The sequence below is a fragment of the Pseudomonas psychrophila HA-4 genome (genome assembly GCF_000282975.1).
In the GTDB taxonomy this organism is placed as follows: Bacteria; Pseudomonadota; Gammaproteobacteria; order Pseudomonadales; family Pseudomonadaceae; genus Aquipseudomonas; species Aquipseudomonas psychrophila_A.
The window spans coordinates 32,498-49,576 of sequence record NZ_ALJC01000032.1; the positions used below are offsets into that span (position 1 = coordinate 32,498).

The 17,079-nt window shown below is 58.9% G+C and carries 12 protein-coding genes; 1 reads left to right on the plus strand and 11 read right to left on the minus strand.

The window, feature by feature from the left end:
* Positions 1 to 288 precede the first annotated feature (288 nt).
* The 11 genes from B347_RS0104435 to B347_RS0104485 form a co-directional block, all read right to left on the minus strand.
* On the minus strand, positions 289 to 1,467 hold the full coding sequence (locus B347_RS0104435) for an NAD(P)/FAD-dependent oxidoreductase (protein ID WP_026013986.1): 1,179 nt from the start codon (positions 1,465 to 1,467) through the stop codon (positions 289 to 291).
* Positions 1,468 to 1,611: 144 nt separating this feature from the next.
* Positions 1,612 to 2,949: an ATP-dependent RNA helicase DbpA gene (gene dbpA / locus B347_RS0104440; protein ID WP_237719100.1), complete on the minus strand. Its 1,338-nt coding sequence runs from the start codon at positions 2,947 to 2,949 to the stop codon at positions 1,612 to 1,614.
* 153 nt (positions 2,950 to 3,102) lie between these two features.
* Positions 3,103 to 4,533, minus strand: coding sequence for a multidrug transporter subunit MdtD (mdtD, locus tag B347_RS0104445; protein WP_019408505.1), 1,431 nt, complete (start codon positions 4,531 to 4,533; stop codon positions 3,103 to 3,105).
* A 138-nt stretch (positions 4,534 to 4,671) separates the two neighbouring features.
* Positions 4,672 to 6,009 (minus strand): TldD/PmbA family protein, encoded by a 1,338-nt coding sequence (locus B347_RS0104450; protein WP_019408506.1) that lies wholly within the window; start codon positions 6,007 to 6,009, stop codon positions 4,672 to 4,674.
* Positions 6,009 to 7,451 (minus strand): TldD/PmbA family protein, encoded by a 1,443-nt coding sequence (locus B347_RS0104455; protein WP_019408507.1) that lies wholly within the window; start codon positions 7,449 to 7,451, stop codon positions 6,009 to 6,011. Before B347_RS0104455 ends, B347_RS0104450 begins: the two co-directional genes overlap by 1 nt.
* A gap of 230 nt (positions 7,452 to 7,681) precedes the next feature.
* Positions 7,682 to 9,385, minus strand: coding sequence for a choline dehydrogenase (betA, locus tag B347_RS0104460; protein ID WP_019408508.1), 1,704 nt, complete (start codon positions 9,383 to 9,385; stop codon positions 7,682 to 7,684).
* Positions 9,386 to 9,523: 138 nt separating this feature from the next.
* Positions 9,524 to 10,996: a betaine-aldehyde dehydrogenase gene (betB, locus tag B347_RS0104465; RefSeq protein ID WP_019408509.1), complete on the minus strand. Its 1,473-nt coding sequence runs from the start codon at positions 10,994 to 10,996 to the stop codon at positions 9,524 to 9,526.
* A gap of 111 nt (positions 10,997 to 11,107) precedes the next feature.
* Positions 11,108 to 11,701, minus strand: coding sequence for a transcriptional regulator BetI (gene betI, locus B347_RS0104470; protein ID WP_019408510.1), 594 nt, complete (start codon positions 11,699 to 11,701; stop codon positions 11,108 to 11,110).
* A gap of 461 nt (positions 11,702 to 12,162) precedes the next feature.
* Positions 12,163 to 13,341 (minus strand): choline ABC transporter ATP-binding protein, encoded by a 1,179-nt coding sequence (gene choV, locus B347_RS0104475; protein ID WP_019408511.1) that lies wholly within the window; start codon positions 13,339 to 13,341, stop codon positions 12,163 to 12,165.
* A complete protein-coding gene (gene choW / locus B347_RS0104480) occupies positions 13,338 to 14,183 on the minus strand; it encodes a choline ABC transporter permease subunit (RefSeq protein ID WP_019408512.1) in 846 nt (281 codons plus the stop codon). The genes choV and choW overlap by 4 nt, the downstream gene beginning before the upstream one ends.
* A gap of 69 nt (positions 14,184 to 14,252) precedes the next feature.
* Entirely contained in the window at positions 14,253 to 15,200 is a 948-nt protein-coding gene (locus B347_RS0104485; RefSeq protein WP_019408513.1) for a choline ABC transporter substrate-binding protein, read from the minus strand.
* 358 nt (positions 15,201 to 15,558) lie between these two features.
* Here B347_RS0104485 and B347_RS0104490 point away from each other — a divergent pair, with 358 nt between their 5' ends.
* Positions 15,559 to 16,935 (plus strand): L-serine ammonia-lyase, encoded by a 1,377-nt coding sequence (locus B347_RS0104490; RefSeq protein WP_019408514.1) that lies wholly within the window; start codon positions 15,559 to 15,561, stop codon positions 16,933 to 16,935.
* Positions 16,936 to 17,079: the final 144 nt, after the last annotated feature.

The following is a 17,079-nucleotide window of genomic DNA, read 5'->3' on the forward strand; positions in this document are numbered from 1 at the left end:
GACGGTGCCTGGCGCGTGATTGGCTAAATTGAGCCAGATAAGACGTTAGCGCAATGGCACTGTTCACATCGAATAGAAAATATTTTTTTGCCTAAATGCAACCCCGAGTTGAATGTTTGCCTGGATCTCGTAGCAGTTGCCTCGCGAGGCGAGGCTACGTCCGATTGCGCAGCGATCGTAAAGCCAGAGAACTCGGTTTAACTGGAGAGCAGCGATAGCCCATTTACGACTGCTACGCAGCCGGAGGTAGCCTCGCGAGGCTCCTCAACTGCTACAAAGTTGGCAGCGCTACACAAACTGCGCGGCTGCATACCCCGACGCCCAGGCCCACTGGAAGTTGAAGCCACCCAGGTGGCCGCTCACATCCAGTACTTCGCCGACAAAATACAGCCCTGGGCTTTTCAGCGATTCCATCGTTTTGGACGACACTTCGCGGGTGTCCACGCCGCCCAGCGTGACCTCGGCAGTGCGATAGCCTTCGGTTCCGGCGGGCACGACTTTCCAGCTCGCCAGTTTGTCCGCCACGTCGGCCAGTTCGCTTGGGGTGTATTGCTTCATGGGCTTGGACACAAACCAGTGTTCAGCCAGCAAATTGGCCATCTTCTTGGTGAAGACTTCACCGAGCAGGGTTTTCAGCTCGCTGTTCGGGCGCTCTGCCTGTTGGGCTTGCAGCCAGCTCAGCGCGTCCAGGTCCGGCAGCAGGTTGATCTCAACCGTGTCGCCGCTGTTCCAGAACGACGATATCTGCAAAATCGCCGGGCCACTCAGGCCGCGGTGAGTAAACAGAATGTTCTCGCGAAAGCTGTGATCGTTGCAGCTCACCAGACAGTCCACCGAGGTGCCCGAGAGCTCGGTACAGATCTCTTTGAGCTGATCGGTAATGGTGAACGGCACCACCCCGGCGCGGGTTGGCAGCAACGTGTGGCCAAACTGCTTGGCCACTTGATAACCAAACCCGGTGGCGCCGAGGGTCGGGATCGACAGACCGCCGGTAGCGATCACCAGCGACTGGCAGTGCAACTGATCCAGCGTGGTCTTGAGGCTGTAGCCAGTGTCGGTTTTTTCGATCTGCTCAACCGAGGTGTCCAAGTGCAGGCTGACGCCCGCCTGTTGGCACTCGCTGAGGAGCATTTCGAGGATGTCGCTGGACTTGTTATCGCAGAACAATTGGCCGAGTTTTTTCTCGTGGTAAGGCACGCCGTGCTTGCTCACCATTTCGATGAAATCCCATTGGGTATAACGGGCCAGCGCCGACTTGCAGAAGTGCGGGTTCTGCGACAGGAAATTGCTCGGTTCGGTGTACATATTGGTGAAGTTGCAACGGCCACCGCCCGACATCAGGATTTTCTTGCCCGCCTTGTTGGCGTGGTCGATCAGCAACACCTTGCGCCCACGCCCGGCAGCGGTCAGCGCGCACATCAAACCTGCGGCGCCTGCGCCAATAATCACAACGTCGGTGGTACGCAAAGCGGTGTCCTCGGTAAAAACAGCCCTCACCCCAGCTCTCTCCCGGAGGGAGAGGGAGCCAGATCGAGGAGATCTCTGAGATGTATGCAAATCAGCCCCCTCGCCCTCCGGGAGAGGGTTGGGGTGAGGGGCTCTTAAATGGGTTTACAGCACCCGAACGCGCAGCGAACGGCCTTTGATTTTGCCGTCGCTCAAGCGCTGGGCAGCTTGCTTGGCAATGGTGCGGTCTACGGCCACGTAAGCCTGGAAGTCAAAGATCGCGATTTTGCCAACTTGGGTGCCCGGGATACCCGCGTCGCCCGTCAGTGCGCCAAGAATGTCGCCTGGGCGAACTTTATCTTTACGGCCTGCACCGATCACCAGTGTGCTCATGGTTGGCAGCAAGGGTGCGCCGCCTTGAGAGGTGAGCGAGTCTAGCGATTCCCAGTTCAGCGGGGCTTTCTGCAATTGCTCGATGGCCTGGGCGCGATGCGCTTCGGACGGTGCCACCAAGCTGATCGCAATGCCTTTTTCACCAGCGCGACCGGTACGGCCAACGCGGTGAATGTGGATTTCCGAATCGCGGGCCAACTCAACGTTGATCACCATGTCGAGTGCGTCGATGTCCAGGCCTCGGGCCGCAACGTCAGTCGCCACCAGTACCGACGTCGAGCGGTTGGCGAACATCGCCAGCACTTGATCGCGGTCGCGTTGTTCCAAATCGCCGTGCAGGCCGACCGCAGAAATACCTTTGGAGGTCAGGTGATCAACGGTTTCCTGCACCTGCTGCTTGGTGAAGCAGAACGCTACGCACGATTGCGGACGGAAGTGCCCCAGCACTTTGGTCACGGCACTCATGCGTTCTTCAGGCGAGATCTCGTAGAAACGCTGTTCGATTTGGCTGTCGGTGTGCAGCGCTTCAGCTTTGACCTGTTGCGGGTTACGCATGAACTTGGACGACAGCTGCTTGATGCCCACCGGGTAAGTGGCCGAGAACAGCAAGGTCTGACGGCGTTCAGGGGTCTGCTGAATGATGTCTTCGATGGCGTCGTAGAAACCCATGTCGAGCATGCGGTCAGCTTCGTCGAGCACCAGCGTGTTCAGGCCATCGAGTACTAGCGAGCCTTTACGCAAGTGTTGTTGGATACGGCCCGGGGTGCCGACGATGATGTGCGCGCCGTGCTCCAGCGAACCGATTTGCGGGCCGAACGACACGCCGCCACACAGGGTCAGCACTTTGATGTTGTCTTCGGCACGGGCCAGACGGCGGATTTCCTTGGCGACTTGGTCAGCCAGTTCACGCGTTGGGCAGATCACCAGCGCTTGGCAACCGAAGAAGCGCGGGTTGATCGGGTTCAGCAGGCCGATGCCGAATGCAGCGGTTTTGCCGCTGCCGGTCTTGGCCTGAGCGATCAGGTCCATGCCTTTAAGAATCACCGGCAAGCTCTGCGCCTGAATCGGCGTCATCTGGGCATAACCGAGGGAGTCGAGGTTAGCCAACATGGCGGCGGACAGAGGCAGAGTGTTAAAAGCGGTGGCAATGGTGGTCACGGGACTGGCCTGCAAAACAAAATGTCGCGCAGTGTAACAGCCCTGTGCCCATTGCCAGAACATTCTGGACGAGAAGTACCCCGGACCCCGGAGGAACGGAGGGTATTAATGGTCCAGATCATGCTCCGAGTTGGCTTTGGGTTTGCGCCCGTCTTGCGGTGACAGTTGCAAGAAAATCGCCGCCGCCAGCATGGCCATAATCCCGACCGTCAGGAAGGTCAGTTGGAACGCGCCCAGCACCGTGTCCACGCCGTCATTGGCGCCGTCCCCGGTGAAGCCGCCCAGCAGGGCGCCGGCACATGCAACGCCCAGACCGAGCGACAGTTGCGCCACAACCGACAGCAAGCTGTTACCGCTGCTGGCGCTGGCGTCATCGAGGTCAATCAGGGTCACGGTGTTCATCGCCGTGAACTGCAAGGAGTTGATCGCGCCAAGAACGGCCAGCATCGCCAGCAGTAGCGGGTAGGGTGTCTGCGCGGTGACCAGGCCCATGCTGGCCAGCATGATCCCGAGTGCGAGCGTGTTGCCGGTCAGAATGGTGCGATAGCCCAGGCGCTCGATCAGTGGCCGCGCTACCCACTTGGCCAGCATTGCGGCTGCCGCGAGCGGCAACATGCTCATCCCGGCTTGCGAGGGCGAATAGCCCAAGGCTACTTGCAGCAGCAACGGCACCAGAAACGGCAACGCGCCACTGCCCAAGCGGGCGAACAAGTTGCCCAAAATGCCCACGGCAAAGGTTTTGGTTTTAAACAGCACCGGCGAGAACAGCGGGTTGCTGATATTGGCTGCGCGCAACCAATACGCGGCCAGGCACGCCAGCCCTGCAAACAGCAGCAACATCACCCGCAGGTGCGGCATGTGCAACTCGCCTAGGCCTTCCATCGCAATGGTGATAAACACCATGGCTGCGCCAAACAGCACAAAACCCAATGCGTCGAAGCGCGTGCGTTCGTCGCCGCGCAAGTCCGGGATAAAGTGCCAGACGGCCCAGCAGCCGAGCATGCCCACTGGCAAGTTGATCAAGAAAATCCAGTGCCAGCTCAGGTACTGCACCATCCAGCCGCCCATGGTCGGGCCGATCAGCGGGCCGAGCAGGCCGGGGATGGTGATAAACCCCATGATGCGTACCAGTTCCGAGCGCGGATAGGCTTTGAGCACCACCAAGCGCCCGACCGGGATCATTAAGGCACCGCCCAGGCCTTGCAAAACGCGGGCTGCAATCAATTCGTTGAGGGTGTTCGACACCGCGCAAAACAGCGATCCGAGACTGAACAGCAGAATGGCACTGAAGAAGATCTTTTTGGTGCCGAAGCGGTCAGCGATCCAGCCCGACGCCGGGATCAGCAAGGCCACTGTGAGCATGTACGCAACGATTACCCCTTGCATGCGCAGCGGGTTTTCCTTGAGGTCGCGGGCCATGTCGGGGAGGGCGGTATTAAGGATGGTACCGTCGAGCGATTGCATGAAGAACGCGATGGCCACCACCCACGGCAACCAGCGTAATGTTTCAGGCGTGAGAACCGGGCGTATGGGCATAGGACCTCTTTTTACGTTCAATCAAAGAACCTGTGGGAGCGGGCTTGCTCGCGATGCAGACAACTCGGTTTGTCTGCTTCACCGCGCCGCTGCCATCGCGAGCAAGCCCGCTCCCACAACTCAGCGTGATGTTGCCTCTTACAGCGTCAAGGTGAGTTTTTTAACCAACGCACCCGGCAGCAGGTTCGACGCAGTCTGGCGCTGGTCGTACGTACTGGCCGACAACAACAGCTCCCGGTCTGCGGTCAGCGCTTCAAGCTCTGAACCCAGCAGGCTGTATACGCTGTCATCAAAACGCATGGTGTTGACCGGCGCCTTGATCTGGCCGTCTTCAACCCAGAAGGTGGCAAAACGCGTCATGCCCGTGAGGCGCGCTGCTGGTTGATCAGAATAGTTCAAGTACCACAGGTTGCTGATGTACAGACCGGTGCCCAGTTGCTTAAGAATATCGGCTTGCGCCAGTGTTCCTGCGGCCATTGCCAGTGCGCTGGGGGCTTCACCCGAAGGGGCGCCGTTGACCTCCAGTCCATACTCGGCCGCGCTACGCGAACCGACCAATTGCTGATGGGCCTTGCCCTGTTTGACCAGCGACAAATCCTGACGCGGATACCCTTCGCCCGAAAAAGCAGGGCTCAAGGATTGGCTCACGTGTTCGTCCAGTGACACCAGCGGGCTTAATGAGGCATCCCCGCCGTAGAGCTTTTGCAGCGGGCTGTATTTACTCGCCAAGGCCTGCGCCGAGAAACCGCCCCAGCACAACATGCTCATCACTTCTTCCAGCGCCGCGGGCGCCAAGTAGGCACGGTACTGGCCAGGCGCGAGAACGTGCACCGGGCGGTCCAGAAACGCCAATTGCTCGCGTGCCAGTTGCATGCGCTGGGCGAAGCGTTCGCTGTTCCAATCGGCCCCGGCGTAGCTGGCTTTCACCGCTTGGCCGTTGCTGTGGAACAGGCTCCAGTCAAAGTTAAAGCTGTTGGCCTGATGCCAGCCAAACGCACCTTCAGAACTGGCATAGCCATAGCTGATCGGGCCGCAGGCGTAGAACCCAACCAGATCGACACCAGCGGCGGCATGGCGGATGTCATCGAGCACCTGAGCGGTGTTTGGCAAGGGATCGGCCTGCACGTTGTGGCTGTGCCAAGGCTGTGGGTTAAGCCGTAAGTACGGATCGGCTGGCAGCAGCGGCAAGGTTTCACGCAGTTGTTTCAGTGCATGGGCCACGCGCTGCTGATCGTCAGCGGGCGCACCTGCCAACGTGACGCTGACGCTGGCATGACGACCGTTGTTAATCAGCTTGAGGACGATACTGGCCTGTTGCACCTGCCCGGCCTGGCGAACCTTGCCCTTGTTAAAGCGGATAAATTCAGAGGCTTCGGCGTCGTAGCCCAGGGTGAATTGCTCGGGGCTTTGAATCGCGTTCCGCAGCCACGCTACCAACCCTTCGAACTGCTCGGCCTGACTCAATGGGGTACTCATCAGGCATCACCTCCAAACACATCAATGTTACTGAACACACACGCCGGGGACGCATGGCCCACGCGGATCACCTGGTTCGGTTCGCCTTTGCCGCAATTGGGTGTGCCCAACACTTTGAAGGTGCTGGCATCGCCCACGGCGCTGAGGTTGCGCCAGAACTGCTCGGAAATACCTCGGTAGTTGGGGTTTTTGACCACACCCTTGAGCTCGCCGTTCTCGATCAATTGGCCCCATTCGCAACCGAACTGGAATTTGTTGCGGGCATCGTCAATCGACCACGAGCGGTTGTTGGCCATCAAAATGCCGTTTTCGATGCCGCCAATCATCTGCGCCAGCGATTGATCGCCGGGCTCGATGTTGAGGTTGGCCATGCGGTCAATCGGCGCGCGGTTCCAACTGCACGCGCGGCTGTTGGCCACGCCTTCAAGGCCTGCGCGGAACTGCGACAGCGCCCCGCCCAACGGGCGCAGCAGCACGCCTTCGCGGATCAGAAATGCTTTGTGCGCCGGGGTGCCGTCATCGTCAAAACGATAGCTGGCGAGTTGCTCCGGGATGGTCGGGTCGAAGGTTACGTTAAGCAATGTTGAGCCGTATTGCAGGTGGCCGAAATCGCTGGTTTTAACAAAACTGGTGCCTGCGTAGTTGCGCTCATCACCCAGAATGCGGTCCAGCTCCAGCGGGTGACCGATGGACTCGTGGATTTGCAGAATCATCTGGTCGGGCATCAGTAGCAGGTCGCGCTTGCCGTGTGGGGTGTTAGGCGCAAGCAACAGTTGCAGTGCCTGATCGGCGACCGTGGGGCCTGCGCCGATCAGCCCACTGCGGCTGATCGCATCAAAGCCGCCTTGCTGGCCAAAGTTCTCGCGGCCTAAGCTGCGGCTTTGGCTGTCGTTGCCGTCATAGGCGGTGACGCTGATGCCGGGAAATACAAAACGCTGGGCTTGGCGCAGCTCGGCGCCCGCACTGTTCAGGTAGATCTGTTCGACGTTAGTCAGGCCGAGCGAGACCTCCCAGCTCACCAGTCGCTCGTCTTTGGGCACAGAGGCTGATTCTGCACTCAGCAGTTCATAGCACTCACTCAGCGACGGGAAGGCCTGATCAAGATTGGGTGAAAAATAATCGGCCTGTGCGCTGGAAACCGGCTCTTGGCTCAGATCGAGCAGCGCGTGGTCGGCAATCAGCTGGGCTTGGGCTTCGGCGCGTTCGAGGGCCGCTTGCAGCCCGGCGTGCGACAGGTCATTGGTCGCGGCATAGGCTTCAACCCCTTTGAGTCGCACCGTCAGCATGGCGCCTTGGTCGTGCCTGAATGACGGGGGTTCTGCAACATTCTTGCGTACCGACAGGTATTGCCCCGACTCGCGTACATAACGCAGCGAAAAGAACTCGGCCCGCGTGCGCAGCGCGGCAAAGCGTTGCTGGAGCTGAGGGTAAAAATCGAACATGCACGGATCTCCGAAAGCGGGGAATCGGGTGTACAGCGGGGAGTGAGGCGCGAAACGAGGGTCTAGAGTAGGCCTGCGTTGAGGTGGGGGCAAGCGGGGGAGAATGAAATGAAAAGCCCGTAGTCGCTGCCGAAGGCTGCGAAGGGTTGCGGAGCAACCCGTTATCTTGAAGTCTCCAGGGACCTCATCGCAGCCTGCGGCAGCGACTACAGTTATTGCGTATTGCGGTGTTACTGCGCGGTACGGCTCACGTCACGCAGTGGCTTGCCACGTACTGGCGCGTCGCCTGCGACGTAGTAGTCGGCGGTGCTGCGCGGCAGTGGCTGGCGACCACGGATCTTGTCGGCGATTTTCTCGGCGATCATGATCGTCGGCGCGTTCAAGTTACCCGTGGTGATGAGCGGCATGATCGAGGCATCAACCACGCGCAGACCCTGCAGGCCATGCACGCGGCCTTCGCCGTCAACCACGGCCATCTCGTCGGTGCCCATTTTGCACGAGCAAGACGGGTGAAACGCGGTCTCGGCGTGTTCACGGATAAACGTGTCCAGCTCTTCATCGGTCTGCTTGTCGATACCGGGGCTGATTTCACGGCCACGGAACGCATCCAACGCAGGTTGCTGCATGATTTCACGGGTCAGGCGGATGCCGTCGCGGAACTCTTGCCAGTCTTGCTCAGAGGACATGTAGTTGAACAGGATGCTCGGGTACTCACGCGGGTCCTTGGACTTCACGTTAATCCGGCCCCGGCTTGGCGAGCGCATGGAGCCCATGTGCGCCTGGAAACCGTGCTCTTTCACGCCATTGCTGCCGTTGTAGTTAATCGCCACCGGCAAGAAGTGGTACTGAATGTTCGGCCAGTCGAAATGCTCGCGGGTGCGGATAAAACCACCGGCTTCGAACTGGTTGCTGGCGCCAATGCCTTTGCCTAGGAACAACCACTCCGCGCCAATCGCGGGCTGGTTGTACCAGAGCAGCGATGGGTACAGCGACACTGGCTGAGTACACGCGTATTGCAGGTACAGCTCAAGGTGGTCTTGCAGGTTTTGGCCTACACCCGGCAGGTCGTGCACCACAGGAATGTCGAGGCTGTTTAGCAGTTCGGCCGGGCCAACGCCGGAGCGTTGCAGCACGGTCGGCGAACCGATGGCGCCACTGCACAGCAGCACTTCCTTGCGCGCACGGGCTTCAATGCGTACGTGGTTGTCGCCGGTCATGTAATGCACGCCGACGGCACGCTTGCCTTCAAACACAATTTTGTCGGTCAGGGCGTGGGTGACGATAGTCAGGGTCGAACGCTGCTTGGCGGTGTCTAGGTAACCGCGAGCGGTACTGGCGCGACGACCGTTAGGCGTCACGGTACGGTCCATCGGGCCGAAACCTTCTTGCTGGTAGCCGTTCAAGTCTTCAGTGCGCGGGTAACCGGCTTGTACGCCTGCTTCAACCATGGCGTGGAACAACACGTTGTTGCCCGCTTTTGGCGTGGTCACGCTAACTGGGCCATCGCCACCGTGGTAGTCGTTAGGGCCGATGTCGCGGGTTTCGGCCTTGCGGAAATACGGCAGGCAGTCCAGGTACGACCAGTCTTCGAGGCCCGGGTTTTTCGCCCAGCCGTCGTAGTCCAGCGCGTTGCCACGGATGTAGCACATGCCGTTGATCAGCGAAGAGCCGCCCAGGCCCTTGCCACGGCCACATTCCATGCGGCGGCCGTCCATGTGCGGTTCTGGGTCGGTTTCAAAGGCCCAATTGTAGCGACGGCCTTGCAGCGGAAACGCCAGTGCCGCAGGCATCTGGGTACGGAAATCTAAACGGTAGTCCGGGCCGCCAGCTTCAAGCAGCAGCACGGTGACGCCTGGGTCTTCAGTCAGACGGGTCGCCAAGGTGTTACCGGCAGAGCCGGCCCCCACAATAATGTAATCGTAGTCAGTCGTCATGCTTCCTCCAGCGGGAAGTTACAAGCTTCAAGCTGCAAGTAAACGCAGCGAGCGTTGTCAATGAGAATGGGGGGGCAAGTTAAAGCCGCTTTTGATCGGGCTGTAACTTGCCGCTTGCAGCTAACAGCTTGCCGCTCCTCAGAACACTGAGGCGTAATCGCCCAGTTCGACCTGTACCGATTTGATCTGGGTGTACTGCGCCAGCGAGCTGATGCCGTTTTCACGGCCAATGCCCGACTGCTTGTAGCCGCCGACCGGCATTTTTGCGTCGGACTCGCCCCACGCGTTGATCCAGCAGATACCCGCTTCCAGTTGATGAATCACGCGGTGCGCGCGGCTCAGGTCTTTGGTCACCACACCCGCGGCCAAGCCGAACTCGGTGTCGTTGGCGCGGCGGATCACTTCATCTTCGCTGTCGTACGTGAGGATGCTCATTACCGGGCCAAAGATTTCTTCTTTGACGATGGTCATCTCGTCGGTGCAGTCGGTGAACACGGTCGGTGCCACGAATGCGCCTTTGGCCAGGGCACCTTCGGTCAGGCGTTCGCCGCCGCACAACAGGCGAGCGCCTTCTTCCTTGCCTTTGGCAATGTAGCCCAGCACGCTTTCCATGTGAGCAAAGCTGACCAGTGGGCCGAAGTTGGTGTTTTCGTCTTCTGGGTTGCCGATGCGGATGCGTGCAACGCGTTCCACAATTTTGGCTTCAAAGGCGGCTTTGAGCGCAGTCGGGATGAACACGCGGGTGCCGTTGGTGCACACCTGACCCGAGCTGTAGAAGTTGGCCATCATCGCGGTATCAGCTGCGCGATCTAGGTCGGCATCGTCAAAAATGATCAGCGGCGACTTGCCGCCCAGTTCCATGGTCACTTCTTTCAAGGTCGATTGCGTGGCGCTGGCGGTGACTTTCTTGCCGGTTTCAACGCCGCCAGTGAACGAAATTTTCTCGATGCGCGGGTGCTCGGTCAGCCAGGCGCCGACTTCACGGCCGCTGCCGGTCAGTACGTTGAACACACCGTTTGGCAAGCCTGCTTCGGTGAAGATTTCAGCCAGCTTCAACGTGGTCAGCGACGTGACTTCGCTTGGTTTGAAGATCATCGCGTTACCGGCAGCCAGCGCCGGGGCGGATTTCCACAACGCGATTTGGATCGGGTAGTTCCACGCGCCGATACCGGCGACCACGCCTAACGGCTCGCGGCGCGTGTAAACAAAAGAGGTGGTGCGCAGCGGGATCTGCTCGCCTTCGATGGCGGTCGCCAGGCCTGCGTAGTATTCCAGCACGTCGGCGCCGGTGACGATGTCAACGTAACGGGTTTCGGAGTACGACTTGCCGGTGTCCAGGGTTTCCAGGACGGCCAGTTCATCGTTGCGCTCACGCAGGATTTCAACGGCGCGGCGCAGAATGCGGGAGCGCTCCATCGACGTCATCGCGGCCCAGATTTTCTGGCCTTTTTCAGCGCTGACAACAGCGCGCTCAACGTCTTCTTTGGTAGCACGTTGCACGTGAGCGAGGACTTCGCCGTTAGCCGGGTTGATGGCATCGAAAGTAGCGTCGCTACCGGCGTCGGTGTAACCGCCGTCGATGTAGAGTTTTTGCAGTTCGAAACGGGCCATAAAATCCTCGCAAGTGCAGACAAGTGGTTGGCGTTAATCGTGAGTCGGGGTGCCATCTAACTGTGGCACCGCAGAATCACGACAGTTCAGGGGTTAAGCGTGAATTGGGGCCTAACGCGCCTGTTTCGCCAGTTGTAGATCCATGTATTCGTAGCAGATGCGTTGTGCCTGCTCGGTGTCGAAAGCGTCTCCCGACAGGGCACCCCGCAACCATAGACCATCAATGAGGGCTGCCAGACCGCGTGCGGCATTGCGGGCTTCAGCCAGCGGCAGTGCCCGACGGAACTGGCAGCACAGATTGGAGTACAGACGGTGATCGTTGATCCGCTGCAATCTGTGCAACGACGGTTGGTGCATGCTGGTAGCCCAAAAGGCCAGCCAGGTTTTCATGGCAGGGCCGCTGACTTGGCTGGCGTCAAAGTTGCCTTCAACGATCACCTTCAAGTGCGCCCTTGGGCTGTCGTCCTCAAGCGCTTTGCGGCGCTCCCTGACGCTCTCGATCAAGACGTTCATCAAGTACCGCATGGTGGCGGCAATCAAACCGTTCTTGTCACGAAAGTAGTGACTGATGATGCCGTTCGACACGCCCGCCAAGCGGGCGATCAGCGCAATGCTGGCATCTGCCATCCCGACCTGATCGACCGCCAATAATGTGGCTTCGATCAACTGCTGGCGGCGTATGGGTTGCATACCGACCTTGGGCATTTTTGTACATCTCCTTGGGCCGACGAACCGTGCACAACGGTAATTGAACGACGGCCAGTCTATTTTATTTTGATTGATCGTTCAATCAACAAAAACGAGCTCTGCGACAACTCGTCGCGTGCTGTGGTGATTTTCTATGAGCAAACGGCGAAAAACGACACGCTAAATGCCTCAGGATGCAAAGACCCGGTAGGCGCGAGTTTGCCTACAGAGAGAGGCAAGGTCCGGTTTTAGCGCTGTCTTTATATCACTCGACCGTTAGTCGCTGTGCGTTGGCGCGGCTTAGCCGCTGGATGATGGGGGGCGTATCGAGAGGGGGGAGGTAACGTGCTTGACCCGTTTGAGTGCCGTGGTCAGTGGCTTGGACGCGTTTATAGCTGAAGGGCCATACCTCATGTATGAGCGAGCTTGACTCGCGATCTTTTAAACGATCAAAAAATCGCGAGACAAGCGGCCAGTGATTAGCCCAGGTTTTTACCTAGCAGGGCGTGATACAGCTCGGTATCACCCAAGATCCCTACCACTTTTTGATTGTCGTGCAGCACCAGTTTGTTACCGGTCTGGTAACGGATTTGCAGCGCATCACGCATGCCAATACTCGAATCTACCAAGGTCGGCCCACGGCCCAGGGTTTCAACCGCTTGCCCGTGCTGCCACTGCTGTAAATCAACCACGCCTGCGCCATTACGCACGCCTTTGATGGTGTTGCCTTCCGCCAGATCAATCCAAGAGTCATCTCCCGGATCAATGCACACCGAGCCATTGATGCGTTTGCAGTTGTCCAGCGTGCGCATCAGGCTGCGCCCGCACAACACGTTCAGCGGGTTGGTATGCGCCACGAACGTACGCACATAGTCGTCCGCCGGGTTGAGCACGATTTCTTCAGGCTTGCTGTATTGGATGATCTTGCCGTCTTTCATGATCGCGATGCGGCTGCCCAACTTGAGCGCCTCATCCAAATCGTGACTCACGAACACAATGGTCTTGCTCAGCTTGCGCTGCAGTTCCAGCAATTCGTCTTGCAGGCCTTGGCGGATCAGCGGGTCGAGCGCCGAAAAGGGTTCGTCCATCAGCAGAATGTCGGCATCCATCGCCAACGCCCTGGCCAGGCCGACACGCTGCTGCATGCCGCCGCTCAACTCGTCAGGCTTTTTATTGCGCCATTGCGTGAGGCCCACCAGCTCCAGCTTTTCATCGACCAGTGTCTTGCGTTCTTTTTCAGGACGGCCCTGCATTTCCAGGCCAAAGCTGATGTTTTCACGCACCGTCAGCCACGGCATAAGGGCGAACTTTTGAAACACCATCGCAATGCGCTTAGTGCGCATCATTTTCAGCTCTGCGGGTGTGCACGACGCGATGTCGATTTGCTTACCTTCGTGCTCCACATACAGCTGGCCACGGCTCACCGTGTTGAGGCCATTGATACAGCGCAGCAAGCTGGATTTGCCCGAGCCGGACAAGCCCATCAAGACACAAATCTCGCCTTTGTCGATGTCCAGGCTGGCTTTTTCAACGCCGACAATCTGCCCGGTTTTTTTCAGAATCTGGTCCCGTGAAAGGCCTTGGTCTAGCAGGCTCAACGTCTCACGCGGATCTTTGGCGAAGATAACGTCAACATTATCGAAGCGAATAATACTCATGCGTCAGCTCCTTTTTTGGCTTCCGGCTGTTTGCAGATCCGGTCGAGCATGATCGCCAGTAACACAATCGCCAGCCCGGCTTCAAAGCCCAGGGCAATGTCGGCAGTGTTCAGTGCGTTGACGACCGGTTTGCCCAAGCCATCAGCACCCACCAGAGCCGCAATCACCACCATCGACAGCGACAGCATGATGCATTGGGTAATCCCGGCCGCGATGCTTGGCATGGCGTGCGGTAGCTCGATGCGGGTCAGTAACTGGCGGCGTGAACAGCCAAAGGCCTTGCCCGCATCCAGCAGTTCATGGGGCACATCACGAATGCCCAAGTAGGTCAGGCGGATCGGCGCGGCAATCGCAAACACCACCGTCGAGATCAGCCCCGGCACCACGCCCAGACCAAACAGCGTCAGGGTCGGGATGAGGTAAACGAAGGTCGGCACGGTCTGCATCAAGTCCAGCACCGGGCGCATAAAGGTATAAAACGTAGGCTTGTGCGCGGCGAGAATCCCCAAGGGCACGCCAATAATCACGCAGACAAAAGTGGCAAACAGCACCTGCGCGAGGGTTTCCATGGTCTCTTGCCAATACCCCAGGTTGAGGATCAGCAGAAACGACAGCGCTACAAACACCGTGAGGCCCCACTTGCGTTGAATGTAATGCGCAAACAAGGCGATCAACCCGATAAACGCCAACGGGTTGAACCAGGTCAGCGCAAACGTCACGCCGTGAATCATCGCTTCGAGTGTGCTCGCGATAGCGTCGAAGGTGCTGGCACCGTTTTTGGTCAACCAGTCAACGAAGCTTGCGATGTACTCGCCTAGAGGCATTTTGTGATCAATCAGCATGGTAGTGAACGTCCGCATGCAGGAGGAATTGAAACGGAGCCAGGCGGACACGCCGCCCGGCGCCCGCGATTACTTCGCGAGGCTGGCCTTGACTGCCTCAAGGCCCGGCTTGCCATCAACCGTGGTCACGCCCGCGAGCCAGGTTTCGAGCACCTGGGGGTTCTGTTTAAGCCAGGCTTTGGCGGCCACGTCCGGCTTGATCTTGTCGTCCAGCACCTTGCCCATCAGGGTGCTTTCCATGTCTAGGGTGAAGACCAGATTTTTCAGCAACTGGCCCACGTTCGGGCATTCCTGGGCGTAGCCCTTGCGGGTGTTGGTATAGATAGTCGCTTGGCCATAGTTAGGGCCAAAAAACTCATCGCCGCCGGTGAGGTACTTCATTTTGAAGCGAGTGTTCATTGGGTGAGGCTCCCAGCCCAAAAACACCACATCGGTGCCACGGCGCTGAGCGCGATCCACTTGCGAGAGCATGCCTGCCTCGCTTGATTCCACCACCTTAAAGCCCGCGTCCTTAAGGCCGAAGGCGTTCTTGTCGATCATGGTCTGGATCATGCGGTTGCCGTCGTTGCCCGGCTCAATGCCGTAGATCTTGCCGTCCAGCTCCTTCTTGAATTTGGGCAGATCAGAAAAGTCTTTAAGCCCCTTGTCATACAGCGCCTGAGGCACGGCAAGGGTGTACTTGGCGTTTTCCAGATTGGCGCGCACGGTCTCCACCGTTCCCGCCTCTCGGTACGCCTTAATGTCGTTTTCCATGGTGGGCATCCAGTTGCCCAGGAACACATCCATATTCTTGCCATCTGCCAGCGACTTGTAAGTCACCGGTACCGAAATCATCGTCGTTTTGGTCTTGTAGCCCAGCGCATCCAGCACGGCGCTGGTGACGGCGGTGGTCACAGTGATGTCGGTCCAGCCGACGTCCGAGAAGTTAACGGTGCTGCACTGTGCAGGTTCAGCAGCCTGGGTGAGGACAGGCAGACTCAGCAATGCAGCCAACAGCAAGGGGGAGGAATGTTTCATGCAACAACTCCTGTGTGTCTGGGGGGCGGTTTTCGATCGGAAAGCCGCACGGATCAGTTGCGGTTGGACGATGCCCGGCAAACCAGCTGCCAGCGCATCCAGCAATCGAGTCGAGACTGATCATGTAACAGCCAAAATCAAACGCCTACAGGGTGCGTCGTATCCAGTACAGGCAGGGTCGTATCTGATACCTGCGAGGTCGTATCTGGACGTTTCCTGCCCCAAAACAGCACTTTTAGAGCATCTGCACCGCATAAAACGGCGAGGGCGCTGGCAGGCAATAGCGAGTCGTAGCTGGACGTTTTAGGCCGACGCAAACAGCCCATGATGCATGTTCATACCCACAAGGTTCTTGCTCATGGCTATCAGCGTGTTCGACCTGTTCAAGATTGGCATCGGCCCCTCCAGCTCCCACACCGTGGGCCCGATGCGGGCGGCTGCCCTGTTCGTGCAAGGGCTGCGCGAACGTGATCAGTTGCCACAGGTGCGACGCATTGAAGTGCAGCTTTACGGTTCGCTGTCGGCCACCGGCGTTGGCCACGGCAGCGACAACGCCGTGATCATGGGCTTGATGGGCGAATGGCCAGACGCCATTGACCCGTCGCAAATCGGCCCGCGCATGACCGAACTGCACGACAGCCAAACGTTGCTGTTGGATGGCTACTTGCCGATCCCGTTCGTGTGGTCAAACGACATGCGCCTCATCGACGAAAACCTGCCCTTTCACCCCAACGCCATGACCTTGATTGCCGAAGACCTGAACGGCGAACTGCACCGCGACACCTATTATTCGGTGGGCGGCGGCTTTGTGGTGGACGCGGCACAAGCGGCCAGCGGTGTGTTGGACATGGACCGCACGGAGCTGCCCTATGATTTTTCCAGCGCCGTCGAACTGCTCAACCTGTGCCGCGAACATCACCTCAGCGTCGCTGCATTAATGATGGCCAACGAACGCACATGGCGCAGCGAAGACGAAATACGCTGTGGCCTGATCACACTCTGGCGCGCCATGCAGGACTGCGTCGAACAAGGCCTCAAGCATGAAGGCATCTTGCCTGGCGGGCTGCACGTACGGCGCCGTGCGGCGCGCTTGCACCGCAGCTTGCAAGAGCTGGGCAAACCCAACGTCATCGGCTCCACTCTCAGCGCCATGGAATGGGTCAACCTGTTCGCCCTGGCAGTCAACGAAGAAAACGCCGCGGGCGGGCGCATGGTCACTGCCCCGACCAACGGCGCGGCAGGCATCATCCCGGCTGTGTTGCACTACTTCATGAAATTCAGCGACGAGGTCAGCGAAGCCAACGTGGTTGACTATTTATTAAGTGCGGCGGCGATTGGCATCTTGTGTAAAAAGAACGCCTCGATTTCGGGCGCCGAAGTGGGCTGTCAGGGCGAAGTGGGTTCGGCGTGCGCCATGGCGGCGGCCGGGCTGGCGCAAATCCTCGGCGCCACGCCTGAGCAACTGTGCAACGCCGCCGAAATTGGCTTGGAACACAACCTGGGCCTCACCTGCGACCCGGTGGGCGGGCTGGTGCAAGTGCCATGCATCGAGCGCAACGCCATCGCGGCGGTCAAAGCCATCAACGCCGCGCAAATGGCCCTGCGCGGGGACGGACAACACTTCATCTCACTGGACCGGGTGATCCGCACCATGCGCGACACCGGCGCCGACATGCACGACAAATACAAAGAAACCTCACGCGGCGGGTTAGCGGTGAGCGCGGTGGAGTGCTGAGATTGTCCAAAAAACCCGTAGCAGTTGCCGAGCCTGCGAGGCTACGTCGCAGCCTCGCGTAGCTCGGCAACTGCTACGAGGGCGCGTGCGGCAGTTACCTAGCAGATCTGCCAGTAGCCGGCTGGCAGCATTGAGCACACGCTG